The sequence below is a fragment of the Mesorhizobium sp. WSM4815 genome (assembly GCF_055811575.1).
This window is the reverse complement of sequence record NZ_JBVVQS010000087.1, coordinates 79,006-100,037: the sequence shown is the minus strand read 5'-3', so window position 1 is coordinate 100,037 and position 21,032 is coordinate 79,006. Positions and strand designations below refer to the sequence as shown.

Here is a 21,032-nt window from a genome sequence, read left to right as displayed (position 1 = left end):
CGCGGCGTCGCTTCGCTCCTTGCTTCGCCCCAGGATGACGAAGGCATGGGACCCTGCGGCTAATCTCAAATCTTGGAGATTGGCGGCTGTGGCCCGGCGGCGATCGCGAACGGGGAGATTGCGAACGGCGAAATTGCGGGCGGTGGAGAAAGAAGATGAAGCGCTGCAGTGGTCCGCCGCGCTTTATCAGCGCGATTTGATGACGCCGTCGGTATTGGCCAACAGCTTGCGCACCGCGTTGCGTGCCGCATCCGGCCGCTGCAGGCGGATATTCCTTTCGATCGCCTCGTGCAGCTTCTGCGCGTGCTGCAGATCGTCCAGTTCCCGCGTCGTATAGGCGAACAGATGATCGAACGCCGATTCGATCAGCACGCCGAGCGGCACCAGCAGGTCGTTGCCGGAGGCGCGCAGGATCGCCAGATGAAAACGCGTGTCGGCACGGGTCCGCTCCTGCAGCGTCGCCGCCGCGCCCATCTCCCGGCAGGCCCGGCTGATCTCGGCCATCTGCTCGTCTGTGCGCCGCATCGCGGCAAAGGCGGTCGCTTCCGGCTCGATGATGTGGCGGAACTCCTGCACCGTTTTCAGGAACACCTCGCGGTCGGGCGAGGTCGCGTACCAGGCCAGCACGTCGCGATCGAGCAGGTTCCAGCGCTCTTTCGGCTCGACCCAGCTGCCGATCTTTGGACGCGACGCCAAAAGGCTCTTGGCCATCAGCATTTTTATCGCTTCGCGCACCGCCGAGCGGCTGACGTCGAAAGTCTCGGACCATTTGGCCTCGTTGGGCAGGATGGTTCCCGGCGGATAGTCGCCGCGCACGATCCTGAGACCGATTTCGTTGGCCAGCGACGCATGCACGCTCGCCCCAGGCATGCGCGCCGTATCGGCACGGCGAACGGCAGCCGGGCGCTCGGCCGACGCCGCCCTGGCCGGTGTTTTTCGCTTATTCGGCTTGCCGTCCCGCATGCGTTCACAAAGTCCGGATTGCGAAAGCTGTCAAGCACCGGACAAGCCTCGGGCGGCAAAGCCTGCTTCTGTGCACAGATCAGCCGGGATGCATCGGCCTCGTCATGCCGTCTTGACGTATTTCCGCCAGCTGTGTTCCGGGCGGAAGCCGAGCATATCCCGCGCCTTGCGGTTCGAAAGCAGCGTCTCGTATTCGCCGAGCTCGCCCTTGACCGGCACGCCGGGATAGAACCGCTTCAAGAGTTCGGCCGTCGGCAGGTCGGACGAGGTGTCGTCATTGGCGGCGTTGAACACCTGATAGCCGAGCCCGTCCTTCTCGATGGCGCGCAGGGTGATCTGGCCGAGGTCGCGCGCGTCGATATAGCTCCAGGCGATCCGCTTGCGGAAACCTGGATCGGCGAACCATTTCGGGAACAGCGAATATTCATGCGGCTCGATGACGTTGCCGATGCGCAAGGCGTAGATGTCGATGCCGCTGCGCAGCGCGAAGGCGCGCGCCGTCTTCTCGTTGACGATCTTCGACAGCGCATAACTGTCCATTGGATCGACGTCATAGTCCTCGTCGAGCGGGAAATGTGTCGGGTCGCGCGGCTCGTTGGCGAAGACCAGCCCATAGGTCGTCTCGCTGGAGGCGATCACCACCTTGCGGATGCCGAGTTTTGCCGCCGCCTCGATGACATTGTAGGTGCCGAGCGCGTTGATGCGGAACACCTCGTTGTCGGGCGTGATCATGATGCGCGGGATCGCCGCGAAGTGCACCACGGCATCGACGGGCTGCGCGCGCAGCGACGGGTCGAATTCATGCAGGCCCATATAGCTCGACAGCGCATTGAACACCTGCCCGCTGTCGGTGATGTCGGTGATCAAGGTGCGCACCTTGGGATTGTCGAGCGGCTTGGTGTCGATGTTGAGCACCTGGCAGCCCTGCTCGACCAGATACTGCACGACATGACGCCCAGCCTTGCCGCTGCCGCCGGTGAACATGATCCGCTTCGTCATTTTGCTCTCCACATTCCCTGGAATTCGGGTGTATTGTCAGACAATATCGAACTCTGCAATCGTCCGCCAACCGCTTTTGGCAAAAACCCGCTTCAACAATTCGCCTGCCGAAGTGCGGCGCCGTCATCGAGACCGCAACACAGGATTACACGACATGAACACCACCGCCGCGAGCGAAAAGATCGGCTTCATCGGCCTTGGCCTGATGGGACACGGGATCGCCAAGAACATCGTCGACAAGGGCTATTCCCTGACGTTTCTCGGCCGCAAGAACCGCGCACCGGCGCAAGACCTGCTCGACCGCGGTGCGAAGGAAGCCGCGACCTCGCGCGACGTGGCCGTTGCATCCGATATCGTCTTTATCTGCGTCACCGGCTCGCGCGAGGTCGAGGCCATCATCCGCGGGCCGGGCGGCCTCAAGGAGGGCCTGAAGCAGGGTTCGGTGGTCGTTGATTGCTCGACCTCCGACCCGACCTCGACGGTGGCGCTTGCCGCCGAACTCAAGGGGCTCGGCATCGACTATGTCGATGCCCCGCTCAGCCGCACGCCGAAGGAGGCCTGGGAAGGCACGCTCGACGCCATGGTCGGTGCATCCGACGCGGTCTTTGCCCGGCTGAAGCCAGTGCTCGATACCTGGGCCGGACGTATCGTCCATATCGGTGACACCGGCGACGGCCACCGTATGAAGCTGCTCAATAATTTCATCTCGCTGGGCTATGCGGCGATCTATTCCGAGGCGCTGGCGCTGGCCGAAAAGGTCGGCATCTCGCCGCCGCGCTTCGACAGCGTCATCCGCAACGGCCGCATGGATTGCGGCTTCTACCAGACTTTTATGCGCTGGACGCTTGAAGGCGACCGCGACGCGCACAAATTCACCATCGCCAACGCCTTCAAGGACCTTACCTATCTCGAATCGATGGCCGGTGCCGCCGGCATCGCCAACCCACTCGGCAATGCCACCAAGAACGCCTTCGCCGGCGCATTCGCCGCTGGGCCCGCCGATCAATATGTGCCGATGCTGGCGACGCATATCCGCAAGGTCAACGGCGTCGATTTGACGCCGACGAAGGATGGGAAGAAACAGACGATTTGAGGCGATCGGCTCGCTGTATCTGGTCAAAGTTGGCGCTGCCCCTCATCCGGCTGCCGCCACCTTCTCCCCGTGGAAAACGGGGAGAAGGGACAAGCTCCAGCCGCTAATGGCGGCAACCTGCACCCATATCAGTCGTCGGCAATGACGATGCAGACTACCTCTTTTTGAGGGGTTTCCCGATCGCCGTCTCACTGTCATCGTTCGAGGAGAAGGTGCGGGAATAAACAAGAATTTTGAGGCGACCTATGACGCAAGAGCGTGAACCTACGCTTGACGATCTCCTGAGCGAGCCGATCATCCTGACGGTCATGGCAATCTACGGTCATACTGCAGATGACGTCCGACATCTAATACACCAAGTGGGCGCTCGGAAAACGCCATCAATGCTTCAGAAGCCCTCTTCGATGGCTCACCGCCCCAGCGGATTTCCAGTCCCGCCTTGACGGCCACTTGATGGCGGATCGGTTGGTGACAGTGGCTTTTCCACGGGACGTCGTTGAGAACCGCGATCCGTGTCAATCGGCGTTTAGGCGTGACATCCGCGACAGCAGATCGCCCAGGAAACGCAAACAGGTCAGGTTTCTCTATCCCAGACCCAGTCCGCCGGCAGCCAGCGAAAGCCATCGCCATGAGTTGCCGTTCGTCCAGGGCGGCGCGAATGAATGGTCATGGCGCAACTGAGCCCATGACGAACAGCGGAACGACAACCGAAATTCGGTTGATACTTTGCTGGGGTCGGATTGTGCGAGGTTCAGACTTCCCTAGTCTCAAAGAGCATTAGCTCCACTCCGCCATCTGCAAAATTGCCAAGATCAGCCGCCGTGGCCCGACCCTCGGGGGACGCTAAGGCCGCTTGAATATCCGCAACGGAATCGAAGTAGAGCGTAGCAACAAGATGATAGCCTGAGGCCCCACCCGGCGAATGGACGCCGCCATCGCTGATTTCGTATTTCCTCAACCCGGGAATGGCTTTGGCCAGAGGAATGTGGGTCGAAACATAGTAATGGTCGAAGGCGGCCACGTCTTTCGGAGTCTTGTAGAGTGCGACAAGTCTGGCCATGCTCCCCCTTTCAACCGACACTCACCGCCAGCTTTGCGCAAAAGGATACTCCTCAGCAAGAGTGCTGGCAAATGGGTTCGTTCCTCGCTCTAAGGAGGTCAACGAAGCATATGGGGTTTCAGGCCCGACGTGAGTCTTCCAAGTCGCCGCTCCCTGGCCGTTCAGAGCGATTGCGTTTGACCTTACCGCCGCGACCGCCCGATAACCTCGTCGGTGTTGGCGAGCAGTCGGTGCACCGCGGTGCGGGCTGCCGCCGGCCGCCGAAGGCGGATGTTCTTCTCGATCGCCTCATGCAGCGCCTGCGCTCGAGGCTGGTCGCTGGTTTCGCGCGTGACGAAAACGAAGAGATGATCGAGCGCCGATTCGATCAGCACGCCCAGCGGCACCAGCAGGTCGTTGCCAGAGGCGCGCAGGATAGCCAGGTGAAAACGCGTGTCGGCACGGGTGCGCTCCGGCAATGTCGCCGCCTCGCCCATCTCCCGGCAGGCCTGGCTGATCTCGGCCATCTGCTCGTCGCTGCGCCGGATCGCCGCAAAGGCGCTGGCTTCCGGCTCGATGATGTGACGGAACTCCTGGACCGTGCGCAGGAACATTTCGCGATCTGGCGCCGTCGCATACCAGGCCAGCACGTCGCGATCGAGCAGGTTCCAGCGCTCTTTCGGCTCGACCCAGCTGCCGATCTTGGGACGTGAGGCCAGCAGGCTCTTGGCCATCAGCATCTTGATCGCTTCGCGCACCGCCGAGCGGCTGACGTCGAAAGTCTCCGACCATTTGGCCTCGTTGGGCAGGATGGTTCCCGGCGGATAGTCGCCGCGCACGATCCTGAGGCCGATCTCGTTGGCCAGCGACGCATGCACGCTCGATCCGGGGATCAGCGCCGCGTCGGTCCGGCGGGCGCCGGCCGGGCGGGCGACCGGCGGCTTGACCTTGGCCCGTGCCTTGACCTTGGCCCGTGCCTTGACCGTAGCCCGTCCCTTGACCGTGATAAGTCGCTTTTTCGATCTGGCGTCCGACATCCATGTTCCCCGGCACAGGCTGAACTCAAGGCGCGGCAAAGCAGGAGCGGTTCGCCCCAGCCACGTCACCTCGTAGATTTTCGTGAACCGGCGTGACGGGGCGCCCGTCGAGCGGACGCCCCGAAAATGCGAACCTACTTCTGGATGCAGGTATCGACCGTATCCTTGGTGCACTCGTCGAGACCGGTGAAGACCGGATCGGCGACGGGCTTGCCTTCGACCAGGTCGATCATCACCGAGGGCGCCTTGTAGCCCATCTCGAACGGCCGCTGGCCGACCAATGCGGTCACCAGGCCCTCCTTGGCAATGGCCACTTCCTCACCGATCGTATCGGCGGCGCCGATGACGAACTCGTTCTTGGCGATCTTGTCGGCCATCGGCTTGAACAGGTCGCGATAGGGCTGCGGCGCACCGAACAGCGGCCAGCCGCCCATGATGCCGAAGGCGTCGAGATCGGGATTTGCGGCGAGGATATCGGTCATCGCCTGCACGCCCTTGGCACCGTCGTCATTGGTGAACACCGGGCAGCCGGCGACCTCGGTCCAGCCGCCCTCGCCGGCGAGCGCCGGGAGATCCTTCTGGCCTGTAAGCGCGTCACGCATGCCCTGGGCGCGGCGCAGGATGTTGTCGGCCGCGGGATTGCCCTGGATGGTGCAGATCTTGCCACCGTCGGGCTTGGCCTTCTTGATGTACTCGCCGATCTTGTAGCCCATCAGGTAGTTGTCGGTGCCGAGATAGGTCTTGCGCAGCGCCGCATCTTCCTTGCTGAGGTCGGCGTCGAGCGTCATGATCGGGATCGACGGATTGGCGCTCTTGATCGTCTGCGCGATCAGCGGTGCGTTGGACGGCGAAATCGCCATCGCCACCGTGTCCGGCTTGCTCAGCATGTCCTGGACGATCTGGGCTTCGCCGGCTTCGTCCGAGGTCGATGCCGGACCGGTGTAGAAGCACTCATACTCCGAGTCGGCGTTTTCCTTGTTCCATTTCTGGCAACCCTGGTTGATGGCCTCGAAGAACGGATTGTCGAGCCCCTTGACCACGATGACGAGCTGTTTCTTGGCCATGGCCGGCCCGGCGCCCAACGCCAGCATGGCGACGGCAGCGAGCAATAGTGATTTCCTCATTTCAGTCCTCCCTTGAAACAGACGGACACGGCGTGCCCGCCACACAGACCAGCCCGGATGCGCGATGACAGAGGTTCGTTTCGCGAGCGCTCGTGTCGTCAAGCCGGGCCGATAAGTATTTCCATATGCGGTTGCAGACCAGCGCGATAGGGACGCTGCCAGATCCTCGACCGATAAACCTCCGCCTGCTCAGCCCCGGCGAGCCGGGGCAGGAGATCGGCATAATCTCCTCCGACGCCTAGCTAATATCGGCTTGCGACGGACGTCAATTGCTATTTGTCCTACAAAACGGATTTTTCGAAAGAAGCCGCTGTTGACGGCAAGGGGGCATATGCGTAAATGGGCGAAAGCGCGGTTCCCGGGAGGAGCTGGGAAGAGCGAGGCCGCGACAGGATCGCAGGCCGAAAGCACGGAGGAAGCAGACTGGTGCCGGTTCTCGAACTCGCCAACATCTCAAAACATTTCGGCGCCATCCAGGCCGTCAACGACGTTTCGCTGTCGATCGAGGCCGGACAGGTGGTCGGGCTGATGGGCGACAACGGCGCCGGCAAGTCGACGCTGGTCAAGATGATCGCCGGCAACTTCCGCCCAAGCCATGGCACGATGCAGATGGACGGCAAGGAGCTGATCCTGCACAAGCCGGTGGAGGCGCGCCAGCACGGCATCGAGATCGTCCATCAGGATCTGGCGTTGTGCAACAATCTGACGGCCGCCGCCAATGTCTATCTCGGCCGCGAGCTGCGCCGCGGTGTCGGGCCGTTTCGCATCCTCGACTACGCCGCGATGTACAAGCGCGCCGGCCAGATCTTTGCCGGGCTGAAATCCGAAACCCGCCCGCGCGATCTGGTCAAGCAGATGTCGGGCGGCCAGCGCCAGGCGGTGGCGATCGCCCGCACCATGCTTTCGCAGGCCAAGATCGTGCTGATGGACGAGCCGACGGCGGCGATCTCGGTCCGGCAGGTCGCCGAGGTGCTGAACCTGATCCGCCATTTGCGCGACCAGGGCATTGCCGTCGTGCTGATCAGCCACCGCATGCCCGACGTCTTTGACGTTGCCGACCGCGTCATCGTCATGCGGCGCGGCCGCAAGGTCGCCGACAAGACGATCGCGTCGAGTTCGCCCGAGGAAGTCACCGGGCTCATCACCGGCGCCATCGAACAGGTTTGATGCCAGCCGGTTCCACCACGCAAGCAGATAAAGGTCGACGATGGCAGTAACTCTTGACCAGACGATCGCGCAGAAACAGCACACTTTGCTGACCAGGGTGTTTGCCAGCCAGACCTTCTGGGTGGTGATCGCGGTCATCCTCGCCTGCCTGTTCCTGTCCGTCGCCACCGATTCCTTCGCCACGACGAAGAACCTCTACAACATCACCCGCAACATCACCTTCGTCGCCATCGTCGCGCTCGGAATGACCTTCGTCATCATCACCGGCGGCATCGACCTGTCGGTCGGCTCGGTGCTTTGCCTGTGTTCGATGGTGCTCGCCGTGACCATGCATGCCGGCTACGGCATCGAGGTCGGCATTGCCGCTGCGATCGCGACGGCGCTGATCATCGGCGCCTTCAACGGCATCCTGATCGCCTATCTCGGGTTTCCGCCCTTCGTGGTGACGCTCGGCATGCTGTCGATCGCGCGTAGCCTCGCCATGGTCGCCTCCAACAACACCGTCGTCTTCCAGTTCGGGCCCGACCACGACAAGCTTCTGGCGCTGGGCGGCGGCGCCTTTGTGTTCGGCATCGCCAATCCGGTGCTCTACATGATCGTGCTGGCGCTGATCACCGGCTTCGTCCTGCGCTGGACGAAATTCGGCCGGCACATCTTCGCCATCGGCGGCAACGAGCATGCGGCGACGCTGACCGGCGTTCCGGTGCGCCAGATCAAGGTCGCTGTCTACATGATCTCGGCGCTGGCAGCGGGCCTTGCCGGCATCATCCAGACCGGCTGGCTGGGCGCCGTCACCACCAATCTCGGCAACGGTATGGAGCTTCAGGTCATCGCCGCCACCGTCATCGGCGGCGCCAACCTGGCCGGCGGCATGGGCACGGCCTTTGGCGCCGTCGTCGGCGCGGCGCTGATCGAAGTGATCCGCAACAGCCTTGGCCTGCTCGGCATCAACGCCTTCTGGCAGGGGGTGTTCATCGGCGGTGCCATTCTGATGGCGGTCCTGTTCGACCGGCTCCGCAATTTCCGGCGCAACGAGTGAGACAGGGAGCTGTCATTTCACCTCTTCTCCGGCTGTGGTGTTATAGCTGCCCTGCCACTTGAGTGCCAGAATGGCGCTTTCGCGACCTTGCAAACGTGTTCGTCACCCGACGAGGCTATGCTAATTCATCGGGAATGAAGCCGCCTGTCTGGCGTTTCCACAGGCGGGCAAACAAGCCATCCTGTTCGACCAGTTCGCCGGGCCTGCCTTCTTCCACGATGCGGCCCTGATCGAGCACGACTATCCGGTCCATCATGGCAATGGTCGAAAGGCGATGTGCGATGGCAATCACCGTCTTCCCCTCCATCACGAAATTGAGTTTTTCTTGGATGACCGCCTCGGATTCGCTGTCCAGGGCGGAGGTCGCTTCGTCAAGCACAAGGATCGGCGCGTCCTTCAGCAAGACGCGCGCGATGGCGATACGCTGGCGCTGACCGCCGGAGAGCTTGATGCCACGATCCCCAACGAAGGCGTCATAGCCCTTGCGGCCTTCGCCGTCGGCAAGATCGACAATGAATGCATCGGCTCTTGCCGTCTTCGCCGCCTGTTCGATCTCGTCCTGCGTCGCCTTCGGTCGGCCGTAGCGGATATTGTCGCCGACCGAACGGTGCAGCAGCGAAACGTCCTGGGCGATGACTCCGACCGACTGTCGCAGGCTCGTCTGTGTGACCGTGCGGATATCCTGCCCGTCGATCAGGATCGCGCCGTCCCTGATGTCGTAGAAGCGTAGCAGCAGACTCACCAGCGTAGTCTTGCCCGCCCCGGAGAGGCCGACCAGCCCCACCTTCTCGCCGGGCCGAACCGTTAGCGACAGATTATCGATGACATGCTTCCCGGACTTGTATGCGAAGCAGACGTCTTGGAAACGAATTTCGCCGCTATTGACCGTGAGGCTCGCCGCGTCAGGCCGATCTGTGATGGTGGGCGGCGTCGTCATCACGGGCATCGCGTCTTTGATCGTTCCGATTGCCTGAAAGATCTGCTGGCCCATCTGCAGGAACGTGAAGGTGTGACCAGACAGCCGTTGCAGAATATAGACCGCGCCGACGAACTCGCCGACTGTGAGAAAGGCGTGGACGAGGCCCGAAAAGCCAATCGAAAGCATCGCTAGCCAGAGTGCCATGTTAAGCGCCACGACAGTCAGTTCCGACGTGCGGTAGATGCGTTGTTCCCTGTGCTGCGTCTGTATGGTCTTCTGAATGATGCGACGGATTGCGCCAGCCTCGCTGTCTTCGGCCGCGAATTGCTTGATCATTTGCATATTGGTGTAGAGGTCGGTGATGGCGCCGGCCACTAGGCTGCGCTGCTTGGCGGTGCTGCGCGAGCGTTCGACGAATATCGGCGCCATCCTGATGGCGAGCGCCACATTAAGCGCAATCCAGACGACGACCGGCAGGGCGAGCTGCCAGGATAACGCGCTGAGCAGAACCACGGAGCCGACCATCTGCAACAAGAAGCGCGGAATGGACTGGAAGGCGGCGATGATCTGCTGCTGGACGGCCGATGCTACCTGTGACAGGCGCGATGCGACCTGTCCGGCAAAAAGGTCGTGGAAAAACGCCAGATCCTGCCGCTCGACCGCCTTGTGACCCTGCCACTGGATAGCGGCCGGCATGCCGACGCCGAGCGTATGCGAATTGAGTGTGTTTAGAAGGAACGAGGCGACTGGCATGGCCGGAAATATCAGGAGCCCGAGAAAAGTCAGGAGTGGCCATTCGCTGTGCAAGAAGGCGGATGCGCCCTTCTGCGATACGCCATCGACGATGACCGAAAGCCCCCAGACGATGGTCAGGTTGATAGCCTCGATTGTCATGGACGAAAGTGCGAGCGCGATCAGCACGCCACGGAACATCGAGATGAAGTGCAGAAGGACGGTTACGGGCCCCTTGGAGGGCAGCGGCCGGTAGGGAATATCGAGTGGCCGGATCAAATTTTCGAAGGGACCGTAGATAGCATCGGAAATCGACATGGCTCGCTCAGACGCTAAAGGAAAGAAGGAGGGCGAGGACTCAGTTAACCAGAATGCGACTGCGATTTCACGTCCGGTTTCCCCACTTCAATCATCGGCCAGTCGTCCAAATAGCCGCCGATCGAAGCGCCGCTTGCCTATGACCATTTTCTTTCGCTGTGTTCCCTCGTGCCGATACCCCGCTTTTGTGAGCACGCGATCCGAGGCCGGGTTACCCTCAACTGTCCAAGCCTCCAGCCGATAAAGCTTCATGGCCTCATGGCAGTGTATGGTGACAGCGATCAATGCTTCGGTGGCGTATCCTGTCCCCCAGAAGGACTTACCGAACTCGTAACCGATGATCGCCAGCGACGCTGGCTTGTCGATCGAATTCAGGCGGATACAGCCCAAGAGAACCCCAGTACCGCGATCACGCACCATCCAGCCGAATCCCTTGGATTGCTGGGAAACGCGGACCATCCAGTTCACGAACCCTCTTGTCCGCTTCTCGGTAGGCTTGCGTGGAAAATCGGAAAACCGCGATGTCTCCGGGGCTGAAAAGATCGGATAATAGGGCTCCCAATCTTCAGGTTGAACCCTTGATAGTCGCAGGCGAGAGGTTTCCAAGTCCAGTGTCATTCAAAGCTCCTCATCTCTTGTGCTGCTTTGCCCTGTTGGCCGCCACCTCCATGGCCGGATGGCGAGGGTGAGCCAGCGATTCCGGTCAGCGCGGCTGGCAAGTCATTGCGTTCTCCATGGATACAACCGCTGCGGCAGGTAAATACGTTGGCCGGCGACAGAAGCGCAATTCGTTGTCGTTGCTATCGCTCAGTCTGAAAATCGGCCGGCACGCCGCGCGGCCGGCGCCAGGCGCGCACATGCGCCTTGACGCAGGCCCGGACTGAGCCGCACTATCCCGATTGCAGGCGAAGGGAGGCCAGCGCCTGCGGGAGGATATACCCATGACGGAAGCGATCAGGCTCTACTGGGGCCGGTTCGGACATGTTTCTGTCCTGAACGTCGCCAGCGACTTCGTCACCCATGCCCATGTCGAGGCGCATATCATCATCTGGCTGGAAGGCACGGCCGGCGAGATGACCATCGGCCGCGAGACGGTGCGGCTTGGGCCCGGCACCGCCGCCGGCATCAATTCCTTCCAGCCGCACAGCCACGCTTTGTCCCGCGACGGCCGGCCCGGCCTGTTCCTCGCCTTCTACATCGATCCGGACTGGGCGCGCCGGCGCCGCGACCTGCCGTCGACCGCGCCGCTGTTTTCGGCACCGGCGATCACGCTGGAGCCGTGGCTGCACAAGGCGGCAGCCAATCTTCTCGATCATCTCAGCGACAATGAGAGCATCGACGACATCGCCAATTACGAGATCGAGCGCTTCATCGACAGCGTGCTCGACGCCGCCGACGCCTCGGCGCCACAAGTGGCGCGCGCCCGCGTCCACAGCGTGCAGGATTTCCGTGTCCGCAAGGCGATCCAGCTGATGAAGGCCAATGTCTGCGAACGCATCTGCTTCGACGAGGTGGCGCGTAGCGTCGGCCTGTCGCGGCCGCATTTCTTCGCGCTGTTCAAGGAGCAGACCAATCTGACGCCCAATGTCTACTGGAACACGCTGCGCATGGAGGAAGCGGTGCGGCAGTTGCAGTGGTCGCGGGAACCGCTGATCTCGGTCGCCTGCAATCTCGGCTTCACCACGCAGGGCAATTTCTCGCGTTTCTTCCGCGACCATGTCGGCGTTCCCCCGACACTCTATCGCGAGGCGGCGCGGGCCATTTCCTGAGCCATTTTCACACTGCCCGTTTTTTTCAGATTGCCGGTTTTTTTCAGACTTATTGATAGGCGTTCAAGACGCATTGATAAGTGCTGCCGGGCTCGCCGCCCTACCCTCGCGACACAGCTATCTGCAAGGGAAGCATCATATGGCGAAAGTCACCGTCTCCAGCGTCATCGACGCACCGGTCGAAAAGGTCTGGGCGCGCATACGCGACTTCAACGGGCTGCCGAACTGGCACCCGCGCATGGTCGAAAGCCATATCGAGGACGGCAAGGACGCCGGCACGGTCGGCTGCGTGCGCAACTTTCAGCTCGCCAGCGGCGCCCGCATCCGCGAGAAGCTGCTCGACTTCTCCGACGATAATTTCCTCGTCAGCTACTCCATCCTGGAGACGCCGCAGCCGCTGACCAACCACCAGGCGACGCTGCAGCTGCGCCGGGTGACCGATGGCGACCGCACCTATGCCGAATGGACCGCCAGCTTCGACGCGGCTCCAGAGGAAGCCGACAAGCTGGCCGACGGCATGGGCGCCAATGTCTTCCAGGGCGGCTTTAACGCCCTGAAGACCCATTTCGCCGGCCAGGGTTGAGCTGAATGGGGCTCACAAAAAAGGAGCGTTCCATGGCGCTTGCACTGCAGACTTTCTCGACGGTCAAGGACGCCAATGCGGCGCTGAAAGCCGCCGGCACCCGCTATCTCGGCGGCGGCACGCTGGTGGTGCGCGCCGCCAATGAAGGCGACGTTTCGGTCTCCGGCCTCATCAGGTCGACCGAACCGGTGCTGTCGGCCATCACCGTTTCCGGCAGGGAGGTCCGCATCGGCGCTTCGGTGACCATGGCGGCGATCGCCCGTCACCCGGATCTGTCTTCCCTTGCCCGCGCCGCACGCGCCGTCGGCGGCCCGGCGATCCGCAACATGGCGACCGTCGGCGGCAATCTCTTCGCCCCGGCGCCCTATGGCGATTTCACCGTCGCGCTGCTGGCATTGGGCGCAACCGTCGGCACCGATGACGGCGAGGTGCCGATCGAAACCTTCCTGGCAAAACGCGAAGACAATCACGCCATCGTCACTTCGGTCGGCTTCAGCTTGCCACTGGAAGGCGGCTTTCGCTTCCTGAAAATATCGCGGGTCAAGCCGAAGGGCGTCTCGGTGCTAAGCATCGCCGCCGTGCTGGAACGAACGCCGGACGGAACCGTGTCATCGGCGCACATCGCGCTTGGCTGCATGGCCGACCGGCCGATGCGCGCCAAGGCGGCGGAGAAGGCGCTGCTCGGCAGGAAACTCACGAGCGACGGCATCGCGCCGGCGCTGGCCGTCGCGAACGACGGCACCTCGCCGATTACCGATCCGATCGCCAGTGCCTGGTATCGCAACGAAGTCCTGCCGGTCCATCTCGGCCGGCTTTTGCTCGCCTGAAAGCCGACGGCGCGCATCTCCGCCTGGCTGCGGCGCAAGGAGTAAAAGATGGCAAAGATCCCCGTTCAGTTCACGCTCAACGGCGCGGAGAAGGCCGAATTCATCGACAGCGGCACGACGCTGCTCAATGCGCTGCGCGACAAGATCGGCGACACCTCGCCAAAGGGCGGCTGCCATCAGGGCACATGCGGCGCCTGCTCGGTCATCATCGACGGCGAGCTTCGGCTGTCCTGCCTGACACTCGCCGAAACCTGCAACGGTGCGGCGATCACCACGACATCGGGGCTTTCGCAAAGCGGCGTGCTGCATCCCTTGCAGCGCGCCTTCCTCGACGCCTTCGCCACGCAATGCGGCTTCTGCACGCCGGGCATGATCATGGCCGCCAAGGTTCTGCTCGACCACACGCCGGACCCCAGCCGCGACGAGGTGGTCGAGGCGCTGTCGGGCAATATCTGCCGCTGCACCGGCTACGAGCCGATCATCCAGGCGGTGCTGACCGCCGCGCGATCCAATTCGCAGAATGCAGCTTGAGGGGAGTCGAAAAAATGGAACTCCGCAAGAGCTATTTCGCCGACCAGCGCACGGACGATCTGCACGAGATCGGCCAACCACGGCCGCGCTCCGATTCGCCCGGTCACGTCACCGGCAAGACCGCCTATTTCGCCGACCGCAATTTTCCAGGCATGCTGCATCTGAAGATGGTGCGCAGCCCGCATCATCACGCCCGCATCCGCAGCATCGACACTTCAGAGGCGGAAAAGCATCCGGGCGTGGTGAAAATCCTGACCGCCAAGGACGTGCCGCACAATGTCTACACCATCCTGATCCTGATCCAGATCGGCCCGGAGGACGAGACGGTGCTGGCCGACGGCAAGGTGCGCTGGAAGGGAGAAGCCGTGGTGGCGGTGCTGGCCGAGACCGAGCGTGCCGCCCAGGAAGCGGCGGCCAAGGTCAAGGTCGACTACGAGGTGCTGCCGGCCGTCTTCGACATGGAAGAAGCGCTGAAGCCCGGCGCGCCTGTTGTCAACGAATACCACGGCCGGAACTATTACCTCTATGACAGCGGCGAATGCCGCAAGGTGCGCTTCGGCGATGTCGAGGCCGGTTTTGCCGGCGCCGATCACGTGCTCGAACAGACCTATCAATCGTCGCCGATCGAGCACGCGCCGACCGAGACGACCGGCTGCATCGTCGCGCCGGAGGGCGACGACCGCTTCACCTGCTACACCAATACGCAGGCGATGTTCTTCACCCTCGACAACGCCTCGATCATCCTGCAGATGCCGGGCAACAGACTGCATTTCGTCGGCGGCACCGTCGGCGGCGGCTTTGGCGGCAAGGTCGACGTCATCGTCGAGCCGATCGCCATCCTCGGCGCCAAGCTGACCGGGCGGCCGGTCTCCTTCATCTACAGCCGCGAGGAGGAGATGCAGATTTCCTCGCCGCGCGCCGCCGAAAAGGTCGTCATCAAGGACGGCGTCATGAAGGATGGCCGCATCGTCGCCAGAAAAGTCACCGGCTACACCGATGCCGGGGCCTATTCGCGCCATTCGCCCTATGGCGCGCAGAAGGGCGCCGGCCACTATCCCGGCCCTTACACCATCCCGAATGTCTGGATCGACACCTACTGCGTCTACACCAACCGCACTCCCTCCTCCGCCATGCGCGGCTTCGGCGTCACCATCGGCGATTTCGCGCTTGAGGTGCAGATGGACAAGCTCGCCCGGCTGATCGGCATGGACCCGCTAGAATTCCGCTTCATCAACGCCTACCGCGACGGCGACATGAAGGCGCACCGCCAGCCGACCGAGGGCGCGGCTCTGATCGAGTGCATGCAGGAAGCCTCGCGCGCCGCCAACTGGCCGGTGGCGGAAAAATTCATGGCGATGTCGTCCTACGCGAAGGGAGCTTGAAATGGCGATCAGGCGCGGGCGCGGCGTCGCCGCGATCAACTATCCGACAGGCATGAACCTCGGCGGCGATCCAACCCAGGCGCTGGTCCATTCGACGCCGACCGGCAATTTCATGGTGACGCTGTCGAGCGTCGATCTCGGCCAGGGGATGAAGCAGATCATGGCGCAGATCTGTGCCGAGACGATCGGCGTGCCGACCGACCGCGTTGTTGTCGACACCGCCGACACCGACACCGGCCCGCACTGCATGGGCACCTTCGCCTCGCGCGGCACACATCGCGCCGGCAACGCCGTCATCCAGGCGGCCAGGGAAGCCCGCCAGGTGATGCTGGAAGTGGCGGCCGAGGAACTGGAAGTGAACGCCTCGGACCTCGAGACCGACGGCCAGGGCAACATCCTGGTCAAGGGTGCGCCGCAAAGATCGATCTCGATCTTCGATGTCGCGCTGTCGGCGCATTTCAAGCGCGGCCGCTCGATTTCCGGCCGCGGCATGTTTCTCATCCCGCGCTCTTATCCGGAGAAGGAGACTGGCGCGATGAAACCGTCGACCTGCTACGCCCATGCCTGCACCGTGGCCGAGGTCGAGGTCGACGACGAGACCGGCGAGGTCACCGTGCTGACGGTGAAGAATGTCTTCGAGATCGGCCGCGCGCTGAACCCGAAAATGGTCGAGCAGCAGCTCGTCGGCGGCTCGTGGATGGGCATCAGCCACGCGCTCTACGAGACGACGGAACCCTATTACCCCGACCGCGATCATGGCGGCATCGACTTCAACCAATATCTGATGCCGGGACCAGGCGATCTTGCGAAAACCGAGATCATCGTGCTGGAGAGGCCCTCGGCCGACGGGCCGTACGGCGCCAAGGGGCCGGGCGAAATGTGCGCCAACCCGCAAATCCCGGCGGTCGCCAACGCGGTCTTCGACGCCGTCGGCGTGCGCATCGACACGCTGCCGATCACGCCGGAACGCATCCTGCGGGCGCTGAAGGCGCAAGCCTCGAACTGAGTGCTGGAAATGCCCAAAAGAAGCGCCCGGGCTAGAAGCGCCGACACTGTCGTGATCTCGCCGGAGGCGGTGGCATCGCGTCTCGCCGCCTCGCGCTATCTGGCCGATGAAAGCCTGGCCACCGCCATTTTCCTGGCGATCCGGCTGGGCAAGCCGCTGCTGCTCGAAGGCGCGCCGGGCGTCGGCAAGACCGAAGCGGCCAAGGCGATAGCCGAACTGCTCGGGCGCGACCTGGTGCGGCTGCAATGCTACGAAGGCATCGACGCAGCACACGCGCTCTACGAATGGAACTACCAGCGCCAGTTGCTCGCCATCCGCCATGCCGGCGAGCATGAGGTCGACATCTATGACGACCGCTTTTTGATCGCGCGGCCGCTGCTGCAGGTGCTGAAGGCGCCGGAAAAGCGCGTGCTGCTGGTCGACGAGATCGACCGTTCCGACCATGAGTTCGAAGCGCTGCTGCTGGAATTCCTGTCCGACTTCCAGATCAGCATTCCCGAGCGCGGCACCATCCGCGCCAAAGCCCAGCCGATCGTCGTCCTGACCTCGAACCGCACCCGCGAACTGGCGGAGGCGCTGCGGCGGCGCTGCGTCTACCACTGGATCACCTATCCCGACGCCGAGCGCGAGGCCGAAATCATCATGCTGCGCGCCGGCGGCGTCGCCAACGCCACGGCGCGCGCCGTGGCTATGGCCGTGCGCGACATCCGCGCCCGCCCGCTGGCCAAGCCGCCGGGCATCGCCGAAGCGGTCGAATGGGCGAACGCCGCGACGATCCTCGAAAAGGGCGGCAGCCCGTGGCCGGAAGCGTTCCGCCGCGCCATCGGCGTGCTGATCAAGGACGAGGAGGACCTGTCCTACATCGCCCCCGAGCTTGGCCGGATCGTCGAGGAGGCATTGGCGTGACACGCGACGTCAACGATCCCTTCTCCCCGTTCACGGCGGGGCGGCCGAATACGGATCGACCACACCGATGGCGGGACAGCGCCCGCGAAGGAATGATGCGGAAAGAAAGCTTGCCCCGCGCCGCAGCACCTCTCCTCGGTTTTGGCCGGCTGCTGCGCCGCTACGGCTTTCCGGTGGCGCCCGAGCAGGTGTCAGGCTTCATGCAGGCGGTGACGCTGCTCGGGCCCCGCTCAATGGCCGATATCCACGAGGCCGCCCTTGCCACGCTGGCGCCGCCGCCCGACCGCCGCGACGAATTCGAGGCGCATTTCCAAAGCTATTTCTACGGCAACACGGTTGCCGTAGTCGAAGGCGAGGCCGACGAGGAAACCCGCATCAAGGATGACGGCGGCGCCAGCGACGAGGAGAACGAGGTGGCGCGCCAGGAGGAAGGTGGTGCGCTATCGTCCGGCGCCGAACAGTTGAGCGCCCGCGTCTTCGAGCGCGACGGCGACGAGCTTGCCGCTTTCCGCCGCAAGCTCGCTACCGCCCTGCCCGCCCGCCGCTCCTTCCGCACTGTGCGCACGCACGCGCGCGGCAAGCTCGATCTGCGCCGCTCACTGCGCGAAAGCGTTAGTGCCGACGGCGATATACCGTCGCCGCTGCTGCGCCGCCGGCAGACCGTGCCGCGCAAGCTTTTGCTGCTGATCGACGTGTCCGGCTCGATGAAGCTCTACACATCGGACTATCTCAAGCTGGCGCATGCAGCGGTGCAAGGCGCGGACCGGGCCGAAATTTTCACCTTCGGCACGCGGCTGACCCGCATCACCGCGGCGCTGCGCATTCGCGACCGCGACCAGGCGCTCGCCCGCGTGGCAGCATTGGTCGACGACTGGGATGGCGGCACCCGCATGGGACCGACGCTGCTCGCCTTCCTGTCGGTGCCGCGCTTTTCCGCATTCGCCCGCGGGGCGGCGGTCATCATCCTGTCCGACGCGCTGGAGCGCGGCGATCATGCCGAGCTGGAAATGGCGATGCGCCGGCTGAGCGCCCGCGCCTTCCGCCTGTCGCTGGCGACGCCGCTGGCCGGCGATCCGCGTTTCCGGCCGGCGACGGCAGCACTTCGCGCCATCCTGCCGGTGCTCGACGATCTGGTCGACGGTTCTTCGATCGCCGGTCTCAGCGATTTCATCCTGTCGCTCGCCCGCCCAGCTCCGGCGGCGGCAGCAATCTGGAAAAGGGTTTCATGATGCAGAAGGCGATAGACGCGCATTTCCACATCTGGCGCCGAGAGGACCAGCCCTGGCTACGCGGGCCGATGGTGCCGCGCATTTTTGGGCCCTACGAGCCGATCCGCCGCGACTACCCGATCGAGGAATTCCTCGCCGACCAGCAAGGCTCTGGCGTCGAGAAGGCGGTCTACGTCCAGACCAACTGGGCCAAGGAGGATTTCGAGAAAGAAGTCGCCTTCCTGCAGACGACGGCTAACGAAACCGGTTGCCCGCACGCCATCGTCGGCTATGCCGACATGATGGTGGACGATGTACGCCATCAGATCGACCGACTGATCAAGTACCCCCTGCTGCGCGGCGTGCGCATGCAATTGCACTGGCACGAAACGCCGGCCTTCCGCTTTGCCGCGTCCGCCGATCAGGTCGTCGACCCGAAGGTGCGGGCCAATGTGGCGCGGCTGAAGGACTATGGCCTGTCCTTCGATCTGCAGCTTTTCCCGGCCCAGATGAAGGACGGGCTGACGCTTGTCGGCGAAAATCCCGAGACCAACTTCATCCTCACCCATGCCGGCATGCTGACCGACATGTCGGAGGAAACCACGCAAGCCTGGAAGGCCGGCCTGCGCTCGCTTTCAGCAGCGCCAAACCTCTACGCCAAGCTGTCCGGCCTCGGCACCTTCGTCCACCGCAACGACCCGGCGCTGATCGCCTACATCGTCGACAACGCAATCGACATCCTCGGCAGCGACCGTCTAATGTTCGGCTCCAACTTCCCGATCGAAAAGCTATGGACCAGCCACGCCGAACTGATCGAGGCGCACCGGCAGGCAGTAGCCAAGCATGGTGCCGCCGCAGAGGCGGACATTTTTTGGAACACAGCGGAGAAGGTATATCGGCCGGTGTGACGCGCTGCCCCCCTTCCAAACACCCTTGTGGGAGAAGGTCATGCCCGATGGCCCGAAACTTCGGCGCCGGCGGCCCGCGGCAGCGCCAGGAAGCGGAACGAGGCCACGAGCCCGATGGCCCCGATCGCCAGGAAGGCGAGGCGGAAGTCGACCAGGTCGGGCGCCGCCCCGGCCCTGGCGATCTGCGACAGGTTGAGCAGCGCCGCGGCGACCGCCACGCCGAACAGCATCGCCACCTGCTGCAGCATGCTGGACAGCGTCGCCGCCGAGCTGCGCTGCGCCGAAGCGATATCGGCGAAGGCCAGCGTGTTGAGCGCGGTGAACTGCATCGACCGCGTCAATCCGGCAATCAGCATCAGCGCCACTACCAGCGCTTGCGGTGTCTGCGGCGATATCGCGGCGCAGGCCATGATCGACAGCGATGCGATCACGCCGTTGACGACCAGCACCGAACGGAAACCGAAGCGCTTCAGCGTCGGCGTCGTCACCGTCTTCATGCCGAGATTGCCGAGGAAATAAGCCAGGATCAGCATGCCGGCATCGACGGGTCTCAGGCCGAACCCGACCTGGAACAGCAGCGGCAGCAGGAACGGCGTGGCGTTGATGGAGACCCGGAAAATGGTGCCGGCCGACAGCGTCGATATGGCGAAAGTCTGCACCTTGAATGCCGCAAGGTCGAGCAGCGGATTTTTGGCGCGCGCCAGGTGCCGCACGGCCAGCCAGCCGATCGGGACGCCGGCGCCAAGCAGCGCCACGGTCGGCAAGGCGCCGTCTTGCGGATGGGCGATGCGTTCGAGGCCGTAGAGCATTGAGGCGAGCGCGGCCGAGGTCACAAGGAAGCCCCGCCAGTCGAGCGGCCTGGTTTCGGAAGCGCGGTCGCCGGGAATGAAGCGGGCGACCAGCGCCAGGCCGGCCGCGCCGAGCGGAATGTTGATGAAGAAATTCCAGTGCCAGGAAAGATAGGTGGTGATGAATCCGCCAAGCACCGGCCCGATCACCGGCGCAAACAGCGCCGGCCATGTGATCAGCGCGGTGGCGTTGAGAAGCTCGGACTTCGAGGCGTTGCGCAGCACCAGGATGCGGCCGACCGGTGTCATCAGCGCACTGCCCAGGCCCTGCACGGCACGCGCGGCGACGAACTGGGTCAGGTTCTGCGAGATGCCGCAGGCGATCGAGGCCAGCGTGAACAGGGCGATCGCCACGAGGAAGATGTTGCGCGCGCCGAAGCGGTCGGCGAGCCAGCCGGACAGCGGCACGAACACCGCCATGGTTAGCATGTAGACGGTGATGCCGATGCTCATCGCCACTGCCGGCACGCCGAAGGATTCTCCCATCTGCGGCAGCGATGTCGAGATGATCGTCGAATCCAGAAGCTGCATGAAGAAGGCGACGGCGACGATCAGCGCCACCCGCCGCGCCTGCCGCGCCGCCGTCGCGGTTTCGGGCAAGGCTTTGTTTTCGGGAATGGCGGTCATGCGCAGA

General features: G+C 63.4%; 20 protein-coding genes. 12 read left to right on the top strand and 8 right to left on the bottom strand.

What is annotated here, in order from left to right:
* Positions 1–186: 186 nt before the first annotated feature.
* Positions 187–963, bottom strand: a complete 777-nt coding sequence (locus AC0L2B_RS10750; RefSeq protein ID WP_473745326.1) for a FadR/GntR family transcriptional regulator — start codon at positions 961–963, stop codon at positions 187–189.
* A gap of 102 nt (positions 964–1,065) precedes the next feature.
* Complete coding sequence (locus AC0L2B_RS10745) at positions 1,066–1,962, bottom strand: NAD-dependent epimerase/dehydratase family protein (protein WP_287052676.1); 897 nt, start codon at positions 1,960–1,962, stop codon at positions 1,066–1,068.
* 154 nt (positions 1,963–2,116) lie between these two features.
* Between AC0L2B_RS10745 and AC0L2B_RS10740 the strand changes: the two genes are divergently transcribed.
* Positions 2,117–3,055 (top strand): NAD(P)-dependent oxidoreductase, encoded by a 939-nt coding sequence (locus AC0L2B_RS10740; protein ID WP_473745324.1) that lies wholly within the window; start codon positions 2,117–2,119, stop codon positions 3,053–3,055.
* A 751-nt stretch (positions 3,056–3,806) separates the two neighbouring features.
* Here AC0L2B_RS10740 and AC0L2B_RS10735 read toward each other — a convergent pair.
* The 3 genes from AC0L2B_RS10735 to AC0L2B_RS10725 all read right to left on the bottom strand — a co-directional run bounded on the left by AC0L2B_RS10735 (position 3,807) and on the right by AC0L2B_RS10725 (position 6,255).
* On the bottom strand, positions 3,807–4,115 hold the full coding sequence (locus AC0L2B_RS10735) for an EthD family reductase (protein ID WP_473745322.1): 309 nt from the start codon (positions 4,113–4,115) through the stop codon (positions 3,807–3,809).
* 182 nt (positions 4,116–4,297) lie between these two features.
* Positions 4,298–5,131: a FadR/GntR family transcriptional regulator gene (locus AC0L2B_RS10730; protein ID WP_473493724.1), complete on the bottom strand. Its 834-nt coding sequence runs from the start codon at positions 5,129–5,131 to the stop codon at positions 4,298–4,300.
* Between the two features lie 134 nt (positions 5,132–5,265).
* Positions 5,266–6,255 (bottom strand): sugar-binding protein, encoded by a 990-nt coding sequence (locus AC0L2B_RS10725; protein WP_473745320.1) that lies wholly within the window; start codon positions 6,253–6,255, stop codon positions 5,266–5,268.
* Positions 6,256–6,681: 426 nt separating this feature from the next.
* Here AC0L2B_RS10725 and AC0L2B_RS10720 point away from each other — a divergent pair, with 426 nt between their 5' ends.
* Positions 6,682–7,422 (top strand): ATP-binding cassette domain-containing protein, encoded by a 741-nt coding sequence (locus AC0L2B_RS10720; RefSeq protein ID WP_473745318.1) that lies wholly within the window; start codon positions 6,682–6,684, stop codon positions 7,420–7,422.
* Positions 7,423–7,462: 40 nt separating this feature from the next.
* Complete coding sequence (locus tag AC0L2B_RS10715) at positions 7,463–8,461, top strand: ABC transporter permease (RefSeq protein WP_128175099.1); 999 nt, start codon at positions 7,463–7,465, stop codon at positions 8,459–8,461.
* A 115-nt stretch (positions 8,462–8,576) separates the two neighbouring features.
* Here the strand turns inward: AC0L2B_RS10715 and AC0L2B_RS10710 are convergent, their stop codons facing one another.
* Both AC0L2B_RS10710 and AC0L2B_RS10705 read right to left on the bottom strand, forming a co-directional pair.
* Entirely contained in the window at positions 8,577–10,430 is a 1,854-nt protein-coding gene (locus AC0L2B_RS10710; protein ID WP_473745316.1) for an ABC transporter ATP-binding protein, read from the bottom strand.
* A gap of 87 nt (positions 10,431–10,517) precedes the next feature.
* Positions 10,518–11,048 (bottom strand): GNAT family N-acetyltransferase, encoded by a 531-nt coding sequence (locus AC0L2B_RS10705; protein ID WP_236376882.1) that lies wholly within the window; start codon positions 11,046–11,048, stop codon positions 10,518–10,520.
* A 323-nt stretch (positions 11,049–11,371) separates the two neighbouring features.
* Between AC0L2B_RS10705 and AC0L2B_RS10700 the strand changes: the two genes are divergently transcribed.
* The 9 genes from AC0L2B_RS10700 to AC0L2B_RS10660 all read left to right on the top strand — a co-directional run bounded on the left by AC0L2B_RS10700 (position 11,372) and on the right by AC0L2B_RS10660 (position 19,550).
* Positions 11,372–12,199, top strand: coding sequence for an AraC family transcriptional regulator (locus AC0L2B_RS10700; RefSeq protein ID WP_473745314.1), 828 nt, complete (start codon positions 11,372–11,374; stop codon positions 12,197–12,199).
* Positions 12,200–12,338: 139 nt separating this feature from the next.
* A complete protein-coding gene (locus tag AC0L2B_RS10695) occupies positions 12,339–12,782 on the top strand; it encodes an SRPBCC family protein (RefSeq protein ID WP_473745312.1) in 444 nt (147 codons plus the stop codon).
* Between the two features lie 32 nt (positions 12,783–12,814).
* Positions 12,815–13,609: an FAD binding domain-containing protein gene (locus tag AC0L2B_RS10690; RefSeq protein ID WP_473745310.1), complete on the top strand. Its 795-nt coding sequence runs from the start codon at positions 12,815–12,817 to the stop codon at positions 13,607–13,609.
* Between the two features lie 48 nt (positions 13,610–13,657).
* Positions 13,658–14,140, top strand: coding sequence for a (2Fe-2S)-binding protein (locus AC0L2B_RS10685; protein WP_473745308.1), 483 nt, complete (start codon positions 13,658–13,660; stop codon positions 14,138–14,140).
* Between the two features lie 14 nt (positions 14,141–14,154).
* Positions 14,155–15,522 (top strand): xanthine dehydrogenase family protein molybdopterin-binding subunit, encoded by a 1,368-nt coding sequence (locus AC0L2B_RS10680; RefSeq protein ID WP_473745306.1) that lies wholly within the window; start codon positions 14,155–14,157, stop codon positions 15,520–15,522.
* 1 nt (position 15,523) lies between these two features.
* On the top strand, positions 15,524–16,528 hold the full coding sequence (locus AC0L2B_RS10675; RefSeq protein ID WP_473745304.1) for a xanthine dehydrogenase family protein molybdopterin-binding subunit: 1,005 nt from the start codon (positions 15,524–15,526) through the stop codon (positions 16,526–16,528).
* A gap of 9 nt (positions 16,529–16,537) precedes the next feature.
* On the top strand, positions 16,538–17,434 hold the full coding sequence (locus AC0L2B_RS10670) for an AAA family ATPase (RefSeq protein ID WP_473745302.1): 897 nt from the start codon (positions 16,538–16,540) through the stop codon (positions 17,432–17,434).
* A 92-nt stretch (positions 17,435–17,526) separates the two neighbouring features.
* Positions 17,527–18,663 (top strand): vWA domain-containing protein, encoded by a 1,137-nt coding sequence (locus AC0L2B_RS10665; RefSeq protein ID WP_473745300.1) that lies wholly within the window; start codon positions 17,527–17,529, stop codon positions 18,661–18,663.
* On the top strand, positions 18,663–19,550 hold the full coding sequence (locus AC0L2B_RS10660) for an amidohydrolase family protein (protein ID WP_473745357.1): 888 nt from the start codon (positions 18,663–18,665) through the stop codon (positions 19,548–19,550). Before AC0L2B_RS10665 ends, AC0L2B_RS10660 begins: the two co-directional genes overlap by 1 nt.
* A 38-nt stretch (positions 19,551–19,588) precedes the next feature.
* Here the strand turns inward: AC0L2B_RS10660 and AC0L2B_RS10655 are convergent, their stop codons facing one another.
* Entirely contained in the window at positions 19,589–21,025 is a 1,437-nt protein-coding gene (locus AC0L2B_RS10655; RefSeq protein WP_473745298.1) for a DHA2 family efflux MFS transporter permease subunit, read from the bottom strand.
* Positions 21,026–21,032 lie beyond the last annotated feature (7 nt).